This window comes from Paenibacillus sonchi (genome assembly GCF_016772475.1).
Taxonomy (GTDB): Bacteria; Bacillota; Bacilli; order Paenibacillales; family Paenibacillaceae; genus Paenibacillus_AQ; species Paenibacillus_AQ sonchi.
Map to the genome: position 1 here is coordinate 3,783,978 of NZ_CP068595.1, position 21,745 is coordinate 3,805,722.

Here is a 21,745-nt window from a genome sequence, read left to right on the forward strand (position 1 = left end):
CAGTGCTAACGAAGGATACGGGTTAGCTCTAAGGCCTTGGAGGCACCTCTTCCGCAGAGTTATAGGAAAGGAACTGGGGGTTACTATGAGTTATCAAAACAGTGGGCAAATGTATACCGGATTGGAAATTGCTGTCATCGGCCTGGATTGTAAATTTCCGCAAGCTGCTGACGCCGGGCAATTTTGGAATAACCTCAAGCACGGAGTCGAAGGGATTCAATTTTTTTCCGATGAGGAAATGATTCAATCCGGCATCGACCCGGCTCTATGCAATGATCCGAATTATGTGAAGGCAAGAGGCATTCTGGAAGACATTGAATATTTTGATGCCTCCTTTTTTGACTATACGCCGTTTGAAGCGACGGTACTGGACCCTCAAGTCAGAATCTTTCATGAATGTGTGATGAATGCTTTAGACAATGCCGGGTATAATCCCGATACATACAAGGGGCAAATCGGGCTGTACGCGGGCAGCACCGAAAATGCCAACTGGCAGCTTCGCCAGCTTCTGGCTGACGAGCACCCTACGTTTAACATGAGCTTCCGTGAATATTTATGTACGTCGGTCTCCTATAAATTAAGACTGAGGGGGCCAAGCGTGACCGTTCTGTCGGCGTGCTCCACATCGCTGGTTGCTGTCCATCTGGCGAGCCAGGCTTTGCTGAACGGTGAATGCAACATCGCATTGGCGGGCGGTGTGCACCTGTCGCTCCCTTCCAAGAAGGGGTATTACTACGTCGAGGATCTCATCTATTCAGCGGACGGCCATTGCCGCACCTTTGATGCCGCTTCACAGGGAACGCTTATCAGCGATGGAGCAGGGGTCGTCGTCCTGAAAACCCTGCAGGATGCCATTCAGGACCGCGATCATATTTACGCCGTGATTAAAGGATCGGCCGTCAATAACGACGGCAACCGGAAAGCGGGGTTCTCCGCGCCGAGCATCAACGGACAAAGAGAAGTGATTGAAGCGGCACTCCAAATGGCTGAAGTGGAGGCCGAATCGATTACTATGGTGGAAGCCCACGGCACGGGCACGAAGATAGGGGATTCCATCGAGATCGAAGCACTGAAACGGGCTTATGGCACTGGCCATAAAGCATATTGCGCCATCGGCTCTGTAAAGTCGAATATCGGCCATCTGAATGAAGCGGCAGGGATTGCAGGATTGATCAAAACGATTCTGTCGATTGAGCACAGGCAGATTCCTCCCACGATTAACTTCAACAACCCGAATCCCAAAATTGAGTTTGAGGATACCCCCTTTTATGTAAATAATGCATTGGCCGATTGGACAACCGCAGGCACGGCGCTCCGGGCCGCCGTAAGCTCTTTTGGCATCGGCGGGACCAATGCCCATGTCATTCTTGAAGAGCCTCCGTCATTAGAACCAGCAACTGAGGAGAAGGCTCCCCGGTTGTTTGTATTCTCTGCCAAGACCCCAACCGCCGTGCAGGAGCAAATCAGCCGCTTCAAGCAGCACTTGAAAAGCTGTCCCCAGCTGAGTCTGTCCGATGCCGCCTATACGCTGCAAACAGGGAGAAGGGCTATGCCAAACCGTGCTTATATTGTTGCGGGCAGTCTTCAGGAACTGGCAAGCAAGCTTGAGGACAAGAACGTTACCGTCCAGTCAGTAGACAAAAGCGAATGCGCTGTTCTTTACGTCTTGCCGGATATCGATGGTAATATCCAGGCTGTTCAACAGGCGGTCTCTTTATATGAGAGCCATCCGGTGTTCCGCCAGGCGGCAGACACAGCTATGGGCAAATTGGGAGCTCACAGCGGGATAGACTTCCGCACACTTTTTCTCCAGGGTGAAAAAAATCAGCTGCAGCGTGAGGCTATTCATTTTCTATTCGTCTATGCTGTGGTAAGCATCATGCTGCAATGTAACCATAAACCTTTGGGGCTGCTTGGCATCAAGCGGGGCAGCCTTGCAGCTGCCGCTGTGACAGAGGCTTTGGCACTTCAACACTCGTTCACTGCATGCATGGACAGAGAGAGCACAGCCGTCACAGCTCATCCGATCCATAACCCCCGTGTCCCGATGTTTTCGGCGGCAAGCGGCGGCAAGCTATCGCTGGAAGAGCTGAAGGAACCGGATTTTTGGAGTAACGTCCGGAACTATTCTTTTTCGTTAACGACGGGGATGGTGAACCTCGTGAACACCCCCAAAACCCTTGTTGCTTATATAGGAACAGAAGTACACGAGCTAATGAAAGCAATAGATGAACCCCGCTCTAAGCTGATTTCCTTCAATCCAGGTGCGGACGGTATTAGTGCGGACGGGTGTTTTCAGCAATGGATAGGGAGACTATGGAGCGCAGGGCTGGGCATTCGCTGGGAAGCTCTTGAGAAGGCAGGAAATAAGGGCCGGATTCCGCTGCCCGCCTATCCGTTTGAGCGAAACCGCTATTTCCTTGACGAAGACCCGGCACAGCTGGGACATTCCTTGCTGCAGCAGGTAAAAGGACAGACCGGCCAACAGAAATCTGCGGCGGATTGCTGCTATACGGCCACCTGGAAGAAAGCGGCGCTTTCCAGCGTGAAAAGCAGGAAGGGGATCAAGCCCTCAGCGATTATTGTTCACGATGTCGCCTTGGATGAGCGCACCATCGAAATATGCAGCCGTTACTTTGACCATCCGGTTTTTGTGGCAAAAGCCTGCAGCCCTGTTACGGCTGGCGGCGCCACAATCCAACTGGAGAACAGCAGTAAACACGCCTACAGCCAAATGATTCAAGCGTATCAAAAGCAAACAAAGGCGTTCCCCCAGAATATCCTCTATTTTGCGCTAAACGATCAGGGCATGGAGTCATGGGATCACGGCCAGGAAGATCTTATGCTGCAAGAAACTTATTATGGATTATTGTCTCTCATTCAAGCTATAGATGAGTGCAATGCTAACGGAATGCTTCAACTGAATGTGGTCACGAATCATCTTTTTGATGTGCTGGGCAATGAAGAAATAAACCCGTGGAATGCGACACTTCTGGGACTTATTCGCGGAATTCCCCTGGAGTTTCCGGGCCTGCAATGCCAGCTCATTGAGATTGCGGATCAAGAACAGCTCCGCTTGTCCGCAGCCGCCGACATCCTTTTCCGGGAAGCGGAGAGCAGCCGGGACGAGATTGTCGCTATACGCGGAAATTCCAAATGGCTGCCCATGTACGAACCTCTTGAACCGGGCCCGGACACCATGCCTGTGCTTTCCGACCAAGGGGTTTATTTGATCACAGGGGGAAGCGGCGGCATCGGAATGGAACTGGCCGAATATCTATCCCGCAATTGCAATGCCAGCCTCGTCCTCCTTGTCCGTTCAGCGTTTCCGGCGCGAAGCCAGTGGGAAAGCTGGCTTCGTGAACAGGCCAAACATGATCCTGTCTCGGAAAAAATCAGAAGAATTCAGGCAATGGAACAAAGGGGAACACAGGTATACGTATATCAATCAGATGTTTCTGACTTCAATCGTCTTGCCGATACCATTCAGCAGGTCGAGCAGGAGATTGGGCGCATCCAAGGCGTCATCCATGCCGCAGGGCTTCCTGGCGGCGGCTTTATTCAGCAGCAGAGTAAGGAGACCGCAGACCCGGTCATCCTGACCAAAGCGCTGGGCTGCATGCATTTGAATCAGATCCTTCAGGATCATCCATTGGATTTCTTTGCGGTATGCTCTTCGGTCAGCACACTGTTTCCGATTATTGGTCAGTCCGATTATAATGCAGCCAATGCTTTTGTTGATGCATACGCAGAATATTGGAACCGCTTTGGCAAACACCGGATAACCAGCATCAAATGGGATGTGTGGAAGGATGTCGGGATGGCGGTAAATGCAGGGACAGCTCCGGCTCCCCGGAAAGAACTTGCCCATCCGTTGTTCGATTCCTGCCTTCATTTGAGAGAGAGGGACATCTTCCACTCGAAGCTGAGCCTGCGTAAGCATTGGGTGCTGCAGGATCACCGCACGGAGGAATACGGCGTATTATCAGGTACTGCTGTACTGGAAATGGTTCGGGAGGCTGTTGAAAGCACCAGGCTGAAGAAGCCTTTCCTTCTACACAATATACAGTTCCACACGCCCATCCTGGTTCAAGCGGAAGAAGAGAAGGAAATCGTGCTTATCCTCACTAAGCAGAATGAGTTTACACTGTATGGCCGTCTTCCGGAAGAAGCTTCATGGGTGCCGCATGTTACGGGGAGAATTGGTTCCGTTGAGCCGCAGGGCAACACCGTAGACCTTGAACGGTTGAAGGCGCGCTGTGTCCAGCAGAACGTTATGTTTACAGAAGCTGATAATCACAAGCATGGGGGCCATCTGAGCTTTGGAAAAAGATGGCGCAATATTCGCCAGGTCATGGCTGGAAACCAGGAAGGCCTGGCTATCATTGAGCTACCGGAGGAGTATCAGGGTGATCTGGAAGACTATCATCTGCATCCCGGACTGCTGGATTCCGCAACAAGCTTTTTACTAGGCTTCATTAACCAGACCAATCTGTATATTCCGTTGTCCTATGAATCTCTTGCCGTCTATGGGGCGTTGACGAGCCGGGTATACAGCTACAGCAAGTACCTTGACAGCTCCTTGCCTCAAGAGGAACTGGCCAGCTTTGATATTCAGATCATGGATGAACAAGGCAGCGTCATTATGGATATCAGGAATTACACCATGGTAGCCGTATCCGATGCGCTGACGAGCCGGATCAGCACCAATCACGGGAAGCCGCAGCATGCTGCCATCGATATAGATCATTTGCTGGCCCCGTCCCCGGCCGGGAATGCAGCTGCCGTAACAGGAATCCTGCCGGAGCAAGGGCGGGACATATTCGGCCGGGCGCTTGCGGCGGAAGCTGCCACGATCATCGTATCTGCGGCACCGCTGGAAACACGGCTGCGCGGGGATAAGAGTACCGGTCAGCCGGGCAAGAACCCAGAGCCGGCGACCCGAAAGTCCCAGGGGAAACGGCCCGAGCTGCCGGTGGCTTATGTTCCTGCCGGAACGGATACCGAGAAAAAATTGTGTGCGATCTATGAAAATCATCTTGGATTTCAGCCCATCGGCATCGAGGATGATTTTTTTGAATTGAGCGGAGATTCGCTCAAAGCCATTCATGTGATATCCAGCATCAGAAAGCAATTTGACTGCAGCCTGACCCTGACAGACTTTTTTCAGAATAAAACGGTTAAGAGTGTTGCCCGGTTCATCCGGAACGCCAGCCGCGCCAATGAACGGCAGATTGCTCCAGTGAACCCCAAAAGCCGCTACCCGGCCTCATTGGCGCAAAAACGGATCTTTTTCCTGCAGGGACTTATGCCGGATACGGTGGGATACAATGAATCCACTTCCGTCTTGCTGGAAGGGAACATCAATGCCGGGCAAATTGAGGAGATTTTTGCCCAAATTATCAACCGTCATGAAAGCTTGCGGACTTCCTTCCGGGCTGAAGACGGCGGGATCGTTCAAATCATCCACCCTCATGTTGACTTTAAGCTGATCCGGACGGTGGTGAAATTGCATGGGGTTGAAGAAGCTGTGGAAAGGTTTATTCAGCCGTTTGACCTTGCCCGGGCACCGCTCATCCGCGTCGGCTTACTCCAAGCCGGGGAGCAGCAAAGCATCCTCGTCGTCGATATGCACCATATCATTGCAGACGGCACGTCGGTCAATCTGCTGGTCAAAGATTTTGCTGATCTGTATATGGGGAAAATGCTGCCGCCATTAGCCATTCAATATAAGGATTATGCCGAGTGGCAGCAAGGATTCATTACTTCCGAAGCTTATCGGAGCAAAGAGGCCTACTGGCTGGAAAAGCTGGCGGGGCCGCTGCCTGTCTTGACACTGCCGACAGACTATCCGCGTCCGGCTGCACTGAGCTTTCAAGGCGACAGGATCACGTTGGAGCTTGGCCGCCCGTCCAGTGAGCGCATCAAAAAGTTTTCCCAGGAGCAGCAGGTGACCTGGTTTATGACCATGCTGGCTGCGTATTATGCATTGCTCGCACGGCTCAGTGGAGAATCCGATATTCTGATAGGCATTCCACAGGCCGGGCGCAATCACGAAGACGTACAAGAAATGGTAGGCATGTTTGTGAATTCGCTGGTGCTGCGGAATCAACCGGAGAGGGACAAGCCGTTCCTCGCCTTTTTACAGGAAGTACGGGCAAGCCTGCTGGAAGCCTTGGAAAATCAGGATTTTCAGATTGAAATGATTGTGGACCAGCTGGACTATAAACGGGACCCGGGCCGGACCTTTCTCTATGACACGATATTCAATTATCAGAGCATGAGAAATCAGACGGAGACGGAAGCAAGTTATCTGCATGACATGAAGCTGTCGCCGTATCCCTTGACACCCAAAACGACGAAAGCGGATCTGAATATTCATTTATATGAAGTTCCTTCCGGAATTTACGTGGAGTGCTTCTATCGGACGGATTTGTTCAAGCGGGAAACCGTGCAGTACATCTTTGAGGAATATCGCAGATTGATTGAGGCCATTCCAGAGCAGGCCGGCAGGACAATAGGGGAGCTGCCGGTATTCAGGCAGAAAGACATCCCGCCAGCGGGAGGCAATGTTTCACCACCTGTCCGATTCCAAGCCTTCCATTACAATGATCCGGCAGAGAATCTGGTACAGCGGTTCGAAAAGCAGGTTGCTGCATATCCGGCCCATCCTGCTGTCAAATCCCGTGAAGAATCATTGAATTACCGCCAGCTTAACGAACAAGCCAACCGGATCGCCCGCCGTATACGGGAGCTGAAAGGACAGGAAAGTGTAGAGCGCCCGGTAGCCTTACTGTTCGGGAATACAATTGAAATGGTTGCAGCGCTGGCAGGGGCAATAAAAGCAGGAATTCCTTTTGTGCCGCTGGACCGCAGCGCTCCGGTGCAGCGCCTGATTTATATGGTCAATGATGCGCAGGCAACCCTCATCCTCACTGATTCTGAGAATGAGTCCATTGCCCGTGAACTGGCGGAAAGACTCAATACAAAAGTAACGATTGTCAATACAGCGGAGGGATTGAACGGTATCTCTGCGGAGAATCCCTCTGTTTACCCGGATGGTGATCAAACGGCCTTTATCCTGTACACATCAGGCTCCTCGGGGATACCGAAGGGGGTAGTCCAATCGTACAGAAACATCGCCTATTACATTGCCCAGTTTACGCATTCCTTAGCTGTCAATCATCAAGACCGGATGGCCCTGTTAACAACCTACAGCCATGCCATCGGCATTCTGGATATATTGGCAAGCCTGCTGAACGGGGCAACGCTGCATTTATGCGATCTTAAACTGGACGCAAGTATACAGAGATTGAGCAGCTGGTTGAACTCCGAAGGGATTACCATCTATCACTCTGTTCCATCCGTCTTCCGGTTTTTAATGAAGAATCTGCCCGGAGATGTCAGGCTGGCCTCGCTTCGGATGATTTTATTGGGCGGAGAAGTGGTTACCAGAGCGGATTTTGAGCTGTACAAGAAGAACTGCGCCGAACACTGCTTGTTTGTTAACTTTCTGGGGTGTTCGGAATTGATGGTGATTTCCTTTTACATGCTGGATAAGGAAAGTGAAGTGAATCATGCCAAGCTTCCGGCCGGGTACACAGTCGATGGCATTGATGTACAGATTGTCGATGAGAATGGCAGGGAGGCCGGAATATTCGAGGTCGGGCAGCTCGTCTATCAAAGCGAATATCTCTCCCCTGGTTACTGGAATCAGGCCGGGGCCACAGAGAAGGTGTTTGCTTCCGGTCCGGACAGCGGAGCGAAAAGGCTGTACCGGAGCGGAGATTATGGCCGGCTGCTGCCCAATGGCTGTCTGGAATACCACGGGAGAAACGATGCCCAACTGAAGATCAGGGGCTACAGAGTTGATCTGAACGAAATCGAAAGCACGCTCGATCACATCCCCTTTATTCAGCAGAGTATTATCACAGCGATGTTGGATCAAGAGGGGAGCAGGCTATTGCCGCCTATTACGTTCTGAAGGAACCGGCCGCAGAGAAGGACATTATCCGCATGCTGCGGGAACAGCTGCCTGCGTATCTGATCCCCCGTTATTGGATAGAGCTGAAGTCCTTTCCCATGACTGGTCCGAATAAAGTGGACCGCAAGGCCTTGCCGGTGCCGGCTGCCATTCCGCCCAAGGACCTCCGGCATGAATATGTGCCTCCCCGCAACGAGATGGAGAACATGCTGGCCAGGCTGTGGGGAGAGGTACTGGGCATCCAGCACATCGGGGTAGATGACGGCTTTTTTGAAATCGGCGGCCATTCCTTGCTGCTCATGCAGGTCCAGAACAATCTGGAGAAGGAGCTTAAGCTGACCATTGAGATGGGGGATCTTTTTAAATATCCTACCATCAGCTCGTTGGCCTCGTTCTTAAAAGACAAGCATAATCACAATGATTACCTGAACCAAAGCAAGCAGCGCGGAGAGCTGAGAAGAAGCCTGATGGGAAACCGCAGAAAAGGGGAGCTGAATAATGAATAACGCAGTAGTATTTGACTTCGATGGAGTAATTATTGATTCACTGGAAGTACAGCGTAAAGCCTTTTTTGAGAGCTTCCGGCTGGTTTCCGATGGTCCGCTCCCCTCTTTTGAGGAGTTCCTTGGGCACAGCGGGGATTCCATACCCAACATTTTTACCAAGATGGGCCTTTCGCTTGACATGACAGAGCATTACCGGAGGATTGCCAGAGAAAATATTCATCTGATTCAAATCATAGACGGCATGGAGGAGCTGCTCCGGTACATCAAGGATGCGGGATGGCTCTGCGGCCTTTGCACGGGGAAGGACCGCCTCCGGACTCTGCAAACACTGAAAGAACACGGACTGGCCGGCTATTTTGATGCAGTGGTTTGCTCCGATGATGTCACCCACCCCAAACCGCACCCGGAAAGCCTGCTGTGTACGATCGATCAATTGCATACGACAGTGGAGCATTCGGTTTTTGTGGGCGATGGCAAGAACGATATCATTTGTGCGCGTGAGGCGAAGATGAGAAGCATAGCCGTTGCCTGGGGACATAATCCGGTAGAAATTCTCCGGCAGGAAGCCCCCAGTTATGTCGCGTATAACGTGGAGGAACTGCGCCATGGGCTGCAGGCTCTTTTTCTGCACACCGAAGTTTCATTATAAGCAGCGGGAGGGATTGAATTGTTGGATGATGACGCGATGCAGTCAAAAATTGCAATCATAGGCCTGGCCTGCCGTGTTCCCGGAGCCGATACTCCCGCAGCCTTTTGGCATCAGATTGTAAACGGGGTTGAATCCATCAGGACCTTCAAGGATGAGGAACTGACCGCAAGCGGCATTTCAGCGGATATTCTGAACCATCCCCAGTATGTGAAGCGGGGCGCGGTTATCGAGAATGCCGACTGCTTTGATGCCGGCTTCTTCCGCTACACGGCAAAGGATGCGGAAATTACCGATCCCCAACACCGGGCGTTTCTGGAGTGTGCCTGGGAGGCACTGGAGGATGCCGGATGTGTGCAGGACCTGGAAAAATATCCGGTGGGGGTATATGCCAGTTCATGTATCAGCTCCTACGTGCTGAATCTGTATTCCGATCCCGAATTGATGGGCAGACTTGGGCATGTGCAGATTGGAATCGGCAATGAAAAAGACTTCTTAGCGTCAAAAGTCTCGTATAAGCTGGGACTCCGCGGCCCTTCCGTCAATGTCCAAACCGCCTGCTCGTCCTCTTTGGTAGCGGTCCATATGGCCAGTCAAAGCCTGCTGAACGGGGAGTGTGATCTCGCCTTGGCCGGCGGGGTCACCATCCGGAGCGAGCAAAGGGCCGGTTACATGTATCAAAAGGAAGGCATGGTTTCGCCGGATGGGCATTGCCGTGTGTTTGATAAGGATTCCAAGGGGACTGTATTCGGGAATGGCCTCGGAATCGTTGTGTTAAAGCGGCTGGCGGACGCAGTCCGGGACCGGGATAACATTCAGGCTGTAATCTGCGGCACGGCCGTCAACAACGATGGTGATCATAAGATTGGTTTTACTGCGCCAAGTCCGGTGGGACAGGCTCAAGTGATTCATGAGGCACTCAGTGTTGCCGGCGTTGCTCCCCGGGAGATCAGCTACATTGAAACCCACGGGACCGGGACGGAACTGGGGGATGCCATTGAAATCAAGGCGCTTAAGGAAGTATATCAGGCCGAAACGGGCCCGGCGCAGTTTTGCGCGATTGGTTCAGTCAAACCGAATATAGGCCATCTCGATACGGCTGCAGGCATCATCGGGCTGATAAAAACTACGCTGGCTATGAAGAATCAGGTGATCCCTGTATGCATCAACCATGAAACGCCCGATCCGAAGCTCTCCCTGGAGGATAGCCCTTTTTATGTGAATACAGCATCGCGGCCCTGGAAAGAGGTAAGTGCTGCACCCAAGGCAGGAGTAAGCTCTTTTGGCATTGGAGGAACCAATGCCCATATTATTCTTGAAGAGGCGCCTTCCATAGCTTCAGATGCTTCCGCCAAACAGAATCATGTCTTTTTGTTTTCGGCCAAAACGCTGAAGTCTTTGGAGGATACCTGCAGAAACATGGCTGATTTTTTCGGCAATCACTCCACCCTTCATCCTGCCGATGTTGCTTATACGCTGCAAACCGGCCGCAAGCATTTTCCTTACCGCAAAATGGTAGTCAGTTCCTCGCTCGAAGAGGCGGCGAAATGGCTCAGGACCGGATCAAGCCAAGCGGAATGCAAGGGGAGGGAAGAGGTGCCCGTAGCCTTTTTCTTTCCGGCAGAGCAGCGGGATATGTTAAGGGTTGGTTATGAATTATATCAAAGAGAAACACGTTTTGCGTCTATTATAGAAACGTATTTTAGTGATGAGCGTATCCTCCACACGCTGGCCGGGCTGGATTTGCAGCAAATCCTGGCGGCTTCCCGCCATGGAAACCAGGAACGCCTGTATACGGAGCTGGGCCAGTTTATCTATCAATGTGCGCTTGCCGATTATCTGGTTACATTGGGCATCCGGAAGGAAGTGCTTATCGCAGAGGGAAATGGGGTGTTCCCGGCGGTATATGTCTCCGGATCACTCAGCATGAATGACCTGATCCGAATTATCCTTATCAGGCAGACATGGCTTAATGCAGCAGGAGAGCAACAATCCCTGCTTGAAATAGAGCTGGCTTCTTTGCTGAAGATCCTGCCCATCCAGACTCCGGAAGCGGAAATGATCGCCGATGGAATTCGGGTAAGCACAGAAATGCTCCGCCACAAGGAATTTTGGCTGTCCTGCGGACCAGCCTCCGATTGGCCTCAAGCGCCCAGTCTGCCGGAGCAAGACCGGCTGCTTATTAAGCTAGGCATGGAAAGCGGAACAGACGGGGCATTGAAGGGTATGGGCGCCGTTTCTTTACTGCGTCAACAAGCTCCCGATGAACCGGCTGATTTTATCTTTTATAGTAAATTAGGAGAAATATGGATGGATGGCGGAACAGTAGACTGGCAGCCGTTCTATTTCCAAGAGAGCAGAAAGCGCGTCACACTCCCTGCTTATGCTTTTGACAGGCAGCGGTATTGGCATGAAAGGAAAGAACAAGTCCCTCAAACCGTTCCGCGAAAAAAAACGCCTGAACAGTGGTTGTACCGTCCGGTCTGGAAACAGTATTATGCCTCACCGGACTCCAGGCTGGAGGATAGAGGGCCGGACACATTCCTGTTGTTTATAGATGACAGCGGATTGGGGAAGGGATACAAGAAGCCCTGACAGCAAAAGGGAACAGAGTGTGTACGGTGAAGATGGGGGCCGGTTTTGGCCGGATTCACCGGGATCAATACGAAATTGATCCGGACAATGCAGAGCACTACCTCCAGCTGTTCCGGCAGGTATTTCAGACGGCCCAGCCCGTATGGAAAATCGTTCATATGTGGAGCAGCCGGGAATACATGCCGGACTCCGGCGGTTTTTACAGCCTGCTGCATATGGGCAAGTCCTTTGGTATGATCGGGATTCACCAGCAGATCCAACTGACGGTCGTGACTTCCGCATTTCAATCCATTATGGGGAATGAAGTCCTGACCCCGTCAAATGCAGCGGCAACCGGTGCAGTACATGTGATTCAGCAGGAATTACAAAATGTTCGCACAGCATTAATAGAGATGGCCGGGGAAGATACCGGCAAGTATGATCAAGCTGCCTTGGAGCTTCTGCTTGAAGAGTTCATCAAGCCCGGCCCGGAAAGATTTTTGGCGGTTCGGGGCAGACGGAAATGGGTTCGCGCTTTTGAGCCCATGCAGATGGATCATCCGGCAGATTTGAAGCAGAAGCGGGATGGGGTACATGTGATTCTTGGAGGATTAGGCGGTATTGGCCTGACTGCGGCACAGGCTTTGGCCGAACAAGGTGCGGGAACCCTTATCCTGACGGGAAGAACCAGCTTCCCTCCAGAAGCGGAGTGGCAAGAACGGCTTGCCCTGTATCCCGGGAACGACATCATCAATCAAAAAATCCGCAAAATAATAGAACTTCAGGAACTGGGAGCCCAGGTATTTCTTTATCAAGTGCAGGTAAGCGATGAGAAGCGGATGAACGGGCTGTTTACAAGCATAGAACATACACACGGTAAAATACAGGGAGTCATCTATTCAGCAGGTACGGTAGTAAGCGATTTCTTCCACAACTCTATATCGGGCATTACCCGGGAAATGTGCGAAGCTGAGTTTGAGGCGAAGATAAGGGGACTTATCATTCTGGAGCGGATAATCCGCGGGAAAGAAATAGAATACTGCATGGTCAATTCATCGATTTCCACGATTCTCGGCGGAATCGGTTTAGCCGCCTATACGGCTGCCAACCAATTCATGGATAGCTTTGTTCAGATGATGAACCAGCAGCAGAACCGGACCAGGTGGATGGCTGTGGATTGGGATGCATGGAACTTTTCAGCTTCTGACAAGGCGGGCGGCACAGCCGCCAATGAACGCTTGGATCAGTTTATTCATCCGGCGGAAGGCGGAGCGGTTATAAAAGCCCTGTTCCAGGTTATGAACAAGACGGAACATATTGTGGTTTCGACTACGGAGCTTGAGCCCAGGCTCGCTTTGTGGGTGAACCAATCGCGGAATAATGAACCGGGCAGCCAACGGGAAAGCCACAAGGAGCTGTCCATCGAACAGCTGCTGCAAGAGAGGATCAGGGAAGCAACAGGCCTTTCCGGCATGGGTGCAGACGAGAACTTTTTTGATGCAGGGATTACCTCTATCGACATTGTAGGCATGAATGACTCCATCCAGCAGCATATCAACAGACCCATTCTGATTTCCTCCTGGTATGAATATCCGACGATCAGGAAACTGGCGGGTTATTTGCAGGGCGAAGAAAAGGAAGCGCGCAGTACTCAGGCGTTTGACCGCACCGAAATCGTCAATAAAGGGATGGATAAACTAAAAATGCTGCGGAACAAAGGAAGGGAGCTGCAAAATGGCTGATCCATCAGATTACAACGGATTAGAGATAGCCGTTATCGGCTTGGCATGCCGGTTTCCGGGAGCAGACAACCGCGAACAATTCTGGAACAATCTAAAGGACGGACTGGAGTCAGTTACCGTTTTTACGGATGAAGAGCTGAGGCGTGAAGGGGTCACGGCTGAGTTCCTAAGCAATGAGAACTATGTAAAAGCGGGCGCGGTTCTGGACCGGTTTGAGTATTTTGATGAAAGATTTTTTGGCTACAGCCCCAAAGATGCGCTGGTGATGGACCCGCAGGTGCGGTTGTTTCATGAGGTGGCCTGGGAATCGCTGGAGGATGCAGGGTACGTCCCCGATACTTATCCCGGCTTGATTGGCGTGTTTGCCGGGGCGTCCAGCAACTACAACTGGAATGCGAGAGTCTATTCCTATGAAGGGGAGCACCGGGACGCCTTTTCCGAGATTCAGTTGAGCAATAAGGATTTTCTTGCTTCCCGGATTTCCTACAAGTTCAATCTGAAAGGCCCGAGCATGACGATCACGACAGCCTGCTCCACATCGCTTACTGCCATTCACACGGCTTGCCGGAGTCTGCTGAGCGGCGAATGTGACATGGCAATTGCAGGCGGAAGCTCGATCTTAATTCCGCATCGGAGCGGATATTTATATCAAGAGGGCCATTTTCTATCCAAAGACGGGCATATCCGGGCCTTTGATGAACAAGCCTCGGGCATTCTGTTCGGGAACGGGACCGGCGCCGTTGTGCTGAAGCCTTTGGAAAATGCGCTTGCGGATAAGGATCACATCTGGGCGGTCATCAAGGGCAGCGCGGTCAACAACGACGGGAACCGTAAAGCGGGTTATATGGCACCCAGTGTAGAGGGCCAGCGGGAAGTCATTGAGAGCGCACTGCAAGTTTCTGAAGTCGGGCCGGACAGCATTTCTTACATCGAGACGCATGGCACCGGAACTCAGCTTGGGGATACCATTGAATTTACTGCGCTTCAGAAAGTTTTTCACACCAGGCAGTCCCCTTGCATATTGGGTTCCGTCAAGAACAATATTGGCCATCTGGATGCAGCTTCCGGGGTTGCGGGATTCATGAAAGCTGTGCTGGCGCTGAAGCACCGGCAGATTCCGCCAATGGTTAACTTTGCGAAAAGTAATCCGCTTCTGGAAATGGAAAAATATCCGTTTGCGATCAATACCAAACTGCTGGATTGGCCGTTGTCCCCCTATCCATTGCGGGCGGGAGTCAGTTCATTCGGTGTGGGGGGATGAATGCACATCTAATACTGGAGCAAGCTCCCCTGCCCGTGGAGGAACCGGAAGAGGATTTACAGCCGCAGCTGATCCTGCTGTCCGCGCAGAGCATGGAATCTTTGGAGAACATGACAGAGAATCTGGCGCACCATGTGGAAGAGCATCCGGACATCCGTATCCGGGATGTGGCCTATACCTTGCAGGCAGGCAGAAAACCTTTCGAATTCCGCAAGCAGATCATCTGCCGGGACAGGAAACAACTGATCGAAGGGTTACGCAAGAAGGATGCCAGGCAGCCGCAGGTGCACCGTGTGGGAGAAGCGCCTGAACAAATTGTGTTCATGTTCCCGGGGCAGGGCGCCCAATATGTCAATATGGGCAGGGAGCTTTATCACAACGAGCCGATATTCCGCACATATCTGGATCAGTGCTTCGCGATCCTGCGGGTCCATTCGGAAACTGACTATCGGGCTATCCTGTTTCCAAGCGAAGAAGAGGCAGAGCAGGCGCGGGAATTCATGGCCCGGCTGGACCATAGCCTGGTCATCCTCTTTATTTTCGGATACGCGTTGGCAGGCCTGCTCATGGAATGGGGAATCAAGCCGGATGTTGTGATTGGATACAGTCTCGGAGAATATATTGCTGGTACGGTTTCCGGGTTGTTCACCCTGGAGCAGGCTATTCCTTTGGTTCTCAAACGGGGCCGGCTCTTTCAGCAGCTGCCGGATGGAATTATGCTCAGTATTCCGCTCCCGCCCGATAAGGTTCTGCCGCTGTTAGGCGATTCTCTTGAAATTGCCATTGATAATCAGGTATCGTGCGTGGTGGGCGGTCCCGCACATTCGGTGCTTGAGCTGGAAGAGAAGCTGAAGCAGAGCAAATGTGTCTGCACACCGCTCCCTATGTCCAAGGTGATTCATACGTCGAGAGTAGAATCCATCCTGGATGAATACCGGGCAGCTTTACAGCCGGTGCAGTACCAGCCGATGAAGCTGCGGTTGATGTCCAGTGTGACCGGAGACTGGGCCGGGCCGGAAGAACTTGCTACGAGCCAGTATTGGATCGATCAGTTGCAGGAAAAGGTTTCCTTTGTGAAAGCGGTCCAACATTTGGCTGATAAACGCACCCTTTTTATTGAGATTGGCCCGGGGCATGATCTAAGCGCCTTGGTCAAACGAACGTTTGGTCAAGGTCCCAATGTGCAGGTGCTCAACCTCATTCCGATTGGCACCAGCAAGGTTTCCGAGCAGCATCATTTGTATGACCGGATCGGCAAGCTGTGGCAATATGGCTATTCCGCAGATTGGAACACATTCAACCCGCAGGGCAGACGCATACCGCTGCCCACATATGCGTTCATGCGGAAGAAATTCTGGCTGGAGGAGCCCTCTTTTCCAGGCCGGGCAGGCAGTCAGCCCTATCGCATGAACCGGAAAAACATAGAGGAGTGGTACTATGTGCCCTCCTGGAAACGGCTCACACCGGTCAGTCAAGCCGCCCCGTCTCAAGCCAAGTCTGAGAGGCGCAGGCTTATTTTTGGTGACCACAGTTCCGCAGGTCAAAAGTTTACCGATAAGTGGAAAACAGTCAGCGAAGGAAGCATTACGGTTTATAAGGGTGAGCAGCGTGCCAAATGGAGTGCGGACGAGCTTGTGATCAATCCCGCCCGGGATGAGGATTACGAATGGCTGTTTCAGGAGCTGCATGCCGGTTCGTTTATCCCGGATGAAATGATTCATTTATGGAGTTTATCGTTTGATCAGAAGGAAGCTCATGCTCTTGTCCCGGATGCGGGTCTGGACGATGGCTACTATAGCCTGCTTGCGATTGCCAAAGCGTGCGGACAGCAGCTCGGCGAGCATCCGCTTGAATTGAGAGTTATTACCAACGGTGTCTGTGAAGTGATGGGGGGTGACGGTGCATTTCCGCATAAGGCAACAATGCTGGGACCTGTGAAAGTCATTCCGCTTGAGTATCCATCGGTACGCTGCAGCTTATTGGACATGGAGCTGCTGCCGGACGACTCCCGTTTGGACAATACGATCGATTCGTTAGTCTCTCAGCTTGCTGCGGCAAAGTGGGAGAGCGTTGCGGCTTATAGAAATAATAGCTTTTGGGTGCCAACCTGTAATGCGGTCACATTGGATACCCGTCATGCGATGAAGATACAGCCGCACGGAAAGTACCTGATTACAGGCGGGCTTGGCGGTATTGGTCTTGCTGTTGCCGGATTTTTGGCACAGCAAGCCCAGGTGGAATTGATTTTAGTAGGCCGAACGCCATTTCCTCCAAAAGAAGAGTGGGCAGAATGGAGCGCCCCCATTTTGCAGAAGAGATCCATAAGCTAACGGAAATAGAAAACTCCGGAGGCACCGTTCATATTCTGCAGGCGGATATTAGTGATCCGGCTGCAGTTCAGGCATTGCTTACACAGGTTGAGCATTCGGTGGGAGAGCTGACGGGGGTTATCCATGCTGCCGGAGTTGCAGATGGTGAGCTCATCCAACGCTCCACCCGGGAGAGCTCCAAAAATATGCTGGCGGCTAAGGTAGACGGCACGCTTAGCTTGTTTGAGGCTCTGCGGGGGAAGCCGCTCGACTTTTTTATTTTATGCTCATCCCTAAGCTCCTATCTTCCGGCAATTGGGCAAGCGGGGTATTGTGCCGCCAATGCATTCCTTGACTCCTTTGCCTTCTATGCCCATGCCCAAAATCCCGGTTTTCCTGTCTTGTCAGTCAACTGGGAGCGCTGGAGACAGACCGGGATGTCGAGAAGGATTGAAGCCCTGCATAAGGAGCTGACGGGATCGGAACTGGAGCATGCGATTACAGAAGGAGAAGGTATTCAGATTTTTTCGCGGATTGGGAATCTCGCTCTGCCTCAGGTCATCATTTCTGCCTTTGATATGAACGAGAGGGTCCAGTTACATGAGCAGGCCGGTTCTCCCCTTGATTTTGAGGGAGTGGAGAGCATTTCTCATCAGCAGCCTGATGCGGGGATATTTGAACGGCCCAGCCTGACAACGGAGTATGTCTCTCCGCGAAATGAGCGGGAGCGGGAGATCGCACAGTTATGGGAAGCGCAGTTCGGGGTGCAGTCGGTCGGGATAGATGACAGCCTGTTTGAATTGGGAGGCGATTCGCTGATGGCTCTCTCGATTCTGGCGAGGGTCCAAAAGCAATGGAATGAGCGTATCCCAATGGCGTATTTTATTAACCACCCCACTGTGGCAGGCATCAGCAGCTATATGGAGCAAGCAACGCCAATCATGTCAAGCGGGGTCAAGCCTGTGGCGCGTAGAGAATATTATCCGCTGACTTCCGTTCAGAAACGTGTGTATTTTTTGCAAAAGATGCATTCTATGACGACGGTATACAACAATCCGGGAATCTATCAACTGGAAAGCGACATCGGTATCGGCTTGCTCCGGCAAATCTTCCAGAAGATCCTGCAGCGGCATGAAATCCTGCGGACCTCCTTCGGCTTTGCCGGCGAAGAAGCGGTTCAAACGGTTCATCAGAGTGTTGAGTTCTCCATCGAAGAGCTGGACGAACACGAAGCCGGCATGGATGCGGTAATCGCGGGGTTTATTCGTCCGTTTGAACTGGAGAAGGCTCCACTGCTGCGGGTCGGGTATTTGCGGGACAAGCGTATTTTGCTGATCGACATGCATCACCTCGTATCGGATGAGATGTCATACCGGTTGTTGATTAAGGATTTCCTTGCTTTGTATGAGGGCAGGGATTTGACCGTATTGCCTTTGCAATACAAGGACTACGCAGCGTGGCAATCCGGAATGAAAGGCAGTCCGGCGTTCGTAAGCCAGCAGCAATATTGGCTGGATCAATTCGCGGACGGGGCCGGCGAAACCAGGCTGCAGCTGCCGCTCGATTTCAAGCCGCCGCTCGTTCAAAGCTTTGAAGGCGACTTTATCAGGTTCGATGTGGATGCCGACACGAGCAGACGGTTTAAGCAATTGCTGAAAACAGAGGGCGTGACCTTAAATATGGGGCTGCTGGCGCTTTATGCAGTGGTTCTTTTTAAGATCTGCCAGCAGGAGACGGTCATCATCGGTACCCCGGTATCCGGCAGAAAGCATACGGATCTGGAACATGTCATCGGCCCGTTTGTAGACACGGTTGCGTTGAAGCTGTCCATGGGAGCCGAGGCTTCTTTTGCGGAATTTCTGCAAGAAGTCAAGCAGACGCTGTCCTCCGCTCTGGATCATCAGGACTATCCCTTTGAAGAGCTGATAGGCAGCCTGGACCTGGAACAGGATTTAAGCCGTAATCCTTTGTTTGAAACGATGTTCAGCTACCGGGAGGTATACGACAAGACGAATCAAATCGGCGGCGTGCGGGAGATCACCTCTTTTTACAGACACAAGACTGCGATGTTTACGATAAGATTTACCGCTTGGGAAGAAGGGCCGCAAATCGGCTGCGAAATTGAGTACAGTACCACACGGCTGGCCCAGGAAACGATGCAGCGGTTTGCCGGTTTTTTTGAACATCTCATGCAGCAGGTTCTGCACGGGCCGGCCAGACCGCTGGCCGAAATTGCAGTGATGACAGATATTGAAAAACAACAAATCCTGTTTGGCTTCAATCAGACACAAAGCATTGTGGAGCCCGGGCACAATATCGTTTCGTTATTTGAGCGGCAGGCCGAGGAGCATCCGGAGAAGATTGCCGTTGCCGCGGGGTTAACCGCCATGAGCTATCTGGAATTAAATCACGCTGTAAATCAGCTGGCTCATTATTTGCAAAAGAACGGCGTTACCCGGGGAACGCCGGTGGGAATATACCTGGAGCGCTCCCCGGATGCGGCTGTCGCCATCCTCGCTGTGCTGAAGGCGGGAGGCTGTTATGTGCCGGTTGATCCAAGCATTCCAATCCGGCGGATTCTCCAAATCCAGGAGGAGGCCGGGCTGGCGGTCATGCTGTCCACCAGTGGCTTAACAGAGCAGGCGAAGCTGGAATGCGGGAGAATGATCCTGCTGGACCGGGAGCGGGAGGCCATATCACAGGAGTCATCAGCCAATCCGGGCAACGGGGTGGAGGCTTCACACACGGCCTATATGATCTTTACTTCCGGTTCCACCGGCAAACCGAAAGGGGTGAAGATTCCGCACCGCGCATTGACGAATTTCCTGCTCTCCATGGCCAAAAAGCCTGGGATGACAGCGGAGGATAAGCTTTTATCGGTAACTACCCTCTCGTTTGATATTTTCGGTCTGGAATTATTCCTGCCGCTGGTCACGGGAGCGCTCGTTGTCCTGGCGACCAACCGGGAAGCAGCCGATGGCAGAGTCTTGGGGCAGCTGCTCGCAGCACACGGAATTACGGTGATGCAGGCAACACCGGCCACATGGAAGATGCTGCTGCTGTCCGGCTATTCCGGCAGCAGCCGGCTGAAGGCGTTATGCGGAGGGGAGAGCCTGCCGCCGGATGTAGCCCGGGAGCTGCTTCCCAAAGTAGGCTCGCTGTGGAACATGTACGGGCCTACCGAAACAACGATCTGGTCAACCGTCGCCGAGATCACCAATGCCGGGCAAATCCTGATCGGAAAGCCGATTGATAATACACAAATTTACATCCTGGATCAGAACCGGAACCCGGTGCCATTGGGAGTCTACGGAGAGATGTATATCGGCGGAGCCGGGGTGGCAGACGGATATGTCAACCATCAGCAGTTAACCGAGAAGAACTTTGTCGGCAATCCCTTCAGCACGTTGTATCCCAAGATGTACAGGACAGGTGACCTCGCCCGCTTTTTGCCGGATGGCACACTCCAATGCGAGGGCCGGATGGATGACCAGGTGAAGATTAGAGGTTTCCGCATTGAACTGTCAGAGATCCAGGCCGTCATTGCCGCTTATCCGGGGATCAAAGACAATGTGGTGGTGCTCGAATCCAACGTGCCGAACGAGGAAGAACCGGAGTCTGGCGATAAGAAGTCTATAACCAGCTACATGGTTCCGGCCGGACCGGAAGCGGTCCATATCGATGAGCTGAAAAGCTATTTGCTGGAAAGACTGCCGTCCTACATGATCCCGGTGCAATTTTTCATCATTGATCAAATCCCGCTGAGTGCCAATCAGAAAACCGATAAGAAAAAACTGCGGACGATGCAGCAAAAACTCCTGGTGTCCGCGAAGGCGTATAAGGAGCCGGTGTCGGAGCTGGAGAAGCAGATCAGCTCCATTTGGATGAAGCTGCTGCACAAAGAAACCATCAGTATCACAGATTCTTATTTCGACCTTGGCGGAACCTCCATCACCGTGGTTTTGCTGCAGGAACAAATGAGGGAAGCCTTCGGCGTACCGCTCCAGGTTGCCGATATTTTTTCACATCCGACCATTGAACGTTTGGCCGGCTTTATGGAAAGGAAGATGACTCCTGAGGCTTCCTTGTTGCTAAAGGGAATAAAAATGCCTTCCGGATACTATCTGACGGCGAATGACAGGAATGAGCAGATGAAGCTGAGGCTGGAATTAGAACCGGCAGCGGCACAGGGGCTTGTCCATATCGCTAATTCCCACGGGATGAGGACGGAAGAGGTCATCCTGTCGCTTCTGTATTATGTACTGAATCAGATCTCCCGCGAAGAAATGATCGAAATCACTCTTCTGGATGGTAACCACGGAGTACACCAGGCGTGCATTGATTTTTCAGAGCTGGAAGACTTTGATTCGCTCTTTATAAAGATCAGGGACAAGGTCAGTGATATTCAGAGTCAACATTCCCCGGCAGAGAACATCCGGATTGAGGAAAAGGACGAGAAGAATCTGTTCCTGCTATTCCCGCTGACCTCTTCTGCGGCCGCTGGCTTGTCGTTCCCGTTCAATGCGCTCTGGACATGGGAGATCAGCCGGCAGGAGAAAATTATCGTGCAGCTTGATTATGACGGACTGCTGTGGAAAGCGGCGGCGTTGAGCAAAGTAGTTCAAGGTTTCACACAATTAGCCAATCAGTTAGCGAGTCGGCTCTACATTCCATGAGGCCGGGCTATCCTCGGAGTTTTCAACCTGACGATGGACTGGACCAA

Annotated in this window: 8 protein-coding genes; all 8 read left to right on the forward strand. The window is 52.1% G+C overall.

The features are described 5' to 3' along the window. Positions 1–85: 85 nt before the first annotated feature. The 8 genes from JI735_RS16945 to JI735_RS16980 are packed head-to-tail and all read left to right on the forward strand — an operon-like array spanning position 86 to position 21,698. A complete protein-coding gene (locus tag JI735_RS16945) occupies positions 86–7,984 on the forward strand; it encodes a type I polyketide synthase (protein WP_202676205.1) in 7,899 nt (2,632 codons plus the stop codon). 32 nt (positions 7,985–8,016) lie between these two features. Next, positions 8,017–8,490, forward strand: coding sequence for a phosphopantetheine-binding protein (locus tag JI735_RS16950; protein ID WP_202676206.1), 474 nt, complete (start codon positions 8,017–8,019; stop codon positions 8,488–8,490). Further along, a complete protein-coding gene (locus JI735_RS16955; RefSeq protein WP_039837483.1) occupies positions 8,483–9,139 on the forward strand; it encodes an HAD family hydrolase in 657 nt (218 codons plus the stop codon). The genes JI735_RS16950 and JI735_RS16955 overlap by 8 nt, the downstream gene beginning before the upstream one ends. Positions 9,140–9,157: 18 nt before the next feature. Next, positions 9,158–11,731 carry a type I polyketide synthase gene (locus JI735_RS16960; protein WP_202676207.1) on the forward strand — a complete coding sequence of 858 codons (2,574 nt, stop codon included), beginning with the start codon at positions 9,158–9,160 and terminating at the stop codon, positions 11,729–11,731. Further along, complete coding sequence (locus tag JI735_RS16965) at positions 11,728–13,452, forward strand: beta-ketoacyl reductase (protein WP_325175629.1); 1,725 nt, start codon at positions 11,728–11,730, stop codon at positions 13,450–13,452. Before JI735_RS16960 ends, JI735_RS16965 begins: the two co-directional genes overlap by 4 nt. After that, positions 13,445–14,713 (forward strand): type I polyketide synthase, encoded by a 1,269-nt coding sequence (locus JI735_RS16970; RefSeq protein WP_202676209.1) that lies wholly within the window; start codon positions 13,445–13,447, stop codon positions 14,711–14,713. The genes JI735_RS16965 and JI735_RS16970 overlap by 8 nt, the downstream gene beginning before the upstream one ends. Continuing rightward, the gene (locus JI735_RS16975) at positions 14,710–17,043 is read left to right on the forward strand and encodes an acyltransferase domain-containing protein (protein WP_202676210.1); all 2,334 of its coding nucleotides are present in this window, start codon (positions 14,710–14,712) and stop codon (positions 17,041–17,043) included. The genes JI735_RS16970 and JI735_RS16975 overlap by 4 nt, the downstream gene beginning before the upstream one ends. Continuing rightward, positions 17,004–21,698 (forward strand): non-ribosomal peptide synthetase, encoded by a 4,695-nt coding sequence (locus JI735_RS16980; RefSeq protein WP_267919287.1) that lies wholly within the window; start codon positions 17,004–17,006, stop codon positions 21,696–21,698. Before JI735_RS16975 ends, JI735_RS16980 begins: the two co-directional genes overlap by 40 nt. Positions 21,699–21,745 lie beyond the last annotated feature (47 nt).

Excerpts from the sequence above, each read along its gene's own strand:
- JI735_RS16945 (WP_202676205.1), top strand. The coding sequence starts at position 86 with ATGAGTTATCAAAACAGTGGGCAAATGTATACCGGATTGGAAATTGCT.
- JI735_RS16950 (WP_202676206.1), top strand. The coding sequence starts at position 8,017 with ATGCTGCGGGAACAGCTGCCTGCGTATCTGATCCCCCGTTATTGGATA.
- JI735_RS16955 (WP_039837483.1), top strand. The coding sequence starts at position 8,483 with ATGAATAACGCAGTAGTATTTGACTTCGATGGAGTAATTATTGATTCA.
- JI735_RS16970 (WP_202676209.1), top strand. The coding sequence starts at position 13,445 with ATGGCTGATCCATCAGATTACAACGGATTAGAGATAGCCGTTATCGGC.
- JI735_RS16975 (WP_202676210.1), top strand. The coding sequence starts at position 14,710 with ATGAATGCACATCTAATACTGGAGCAAGCTCCCCTGCCCGTGGAGGAA.
- JI735_RS16980 (WP_267919287.1), top strand. The coding sequence starts at position 17,004 with ATGGAGCGCCCCCATTTTGCAGAAGAGATCCATAAGCTAACGGAAATA.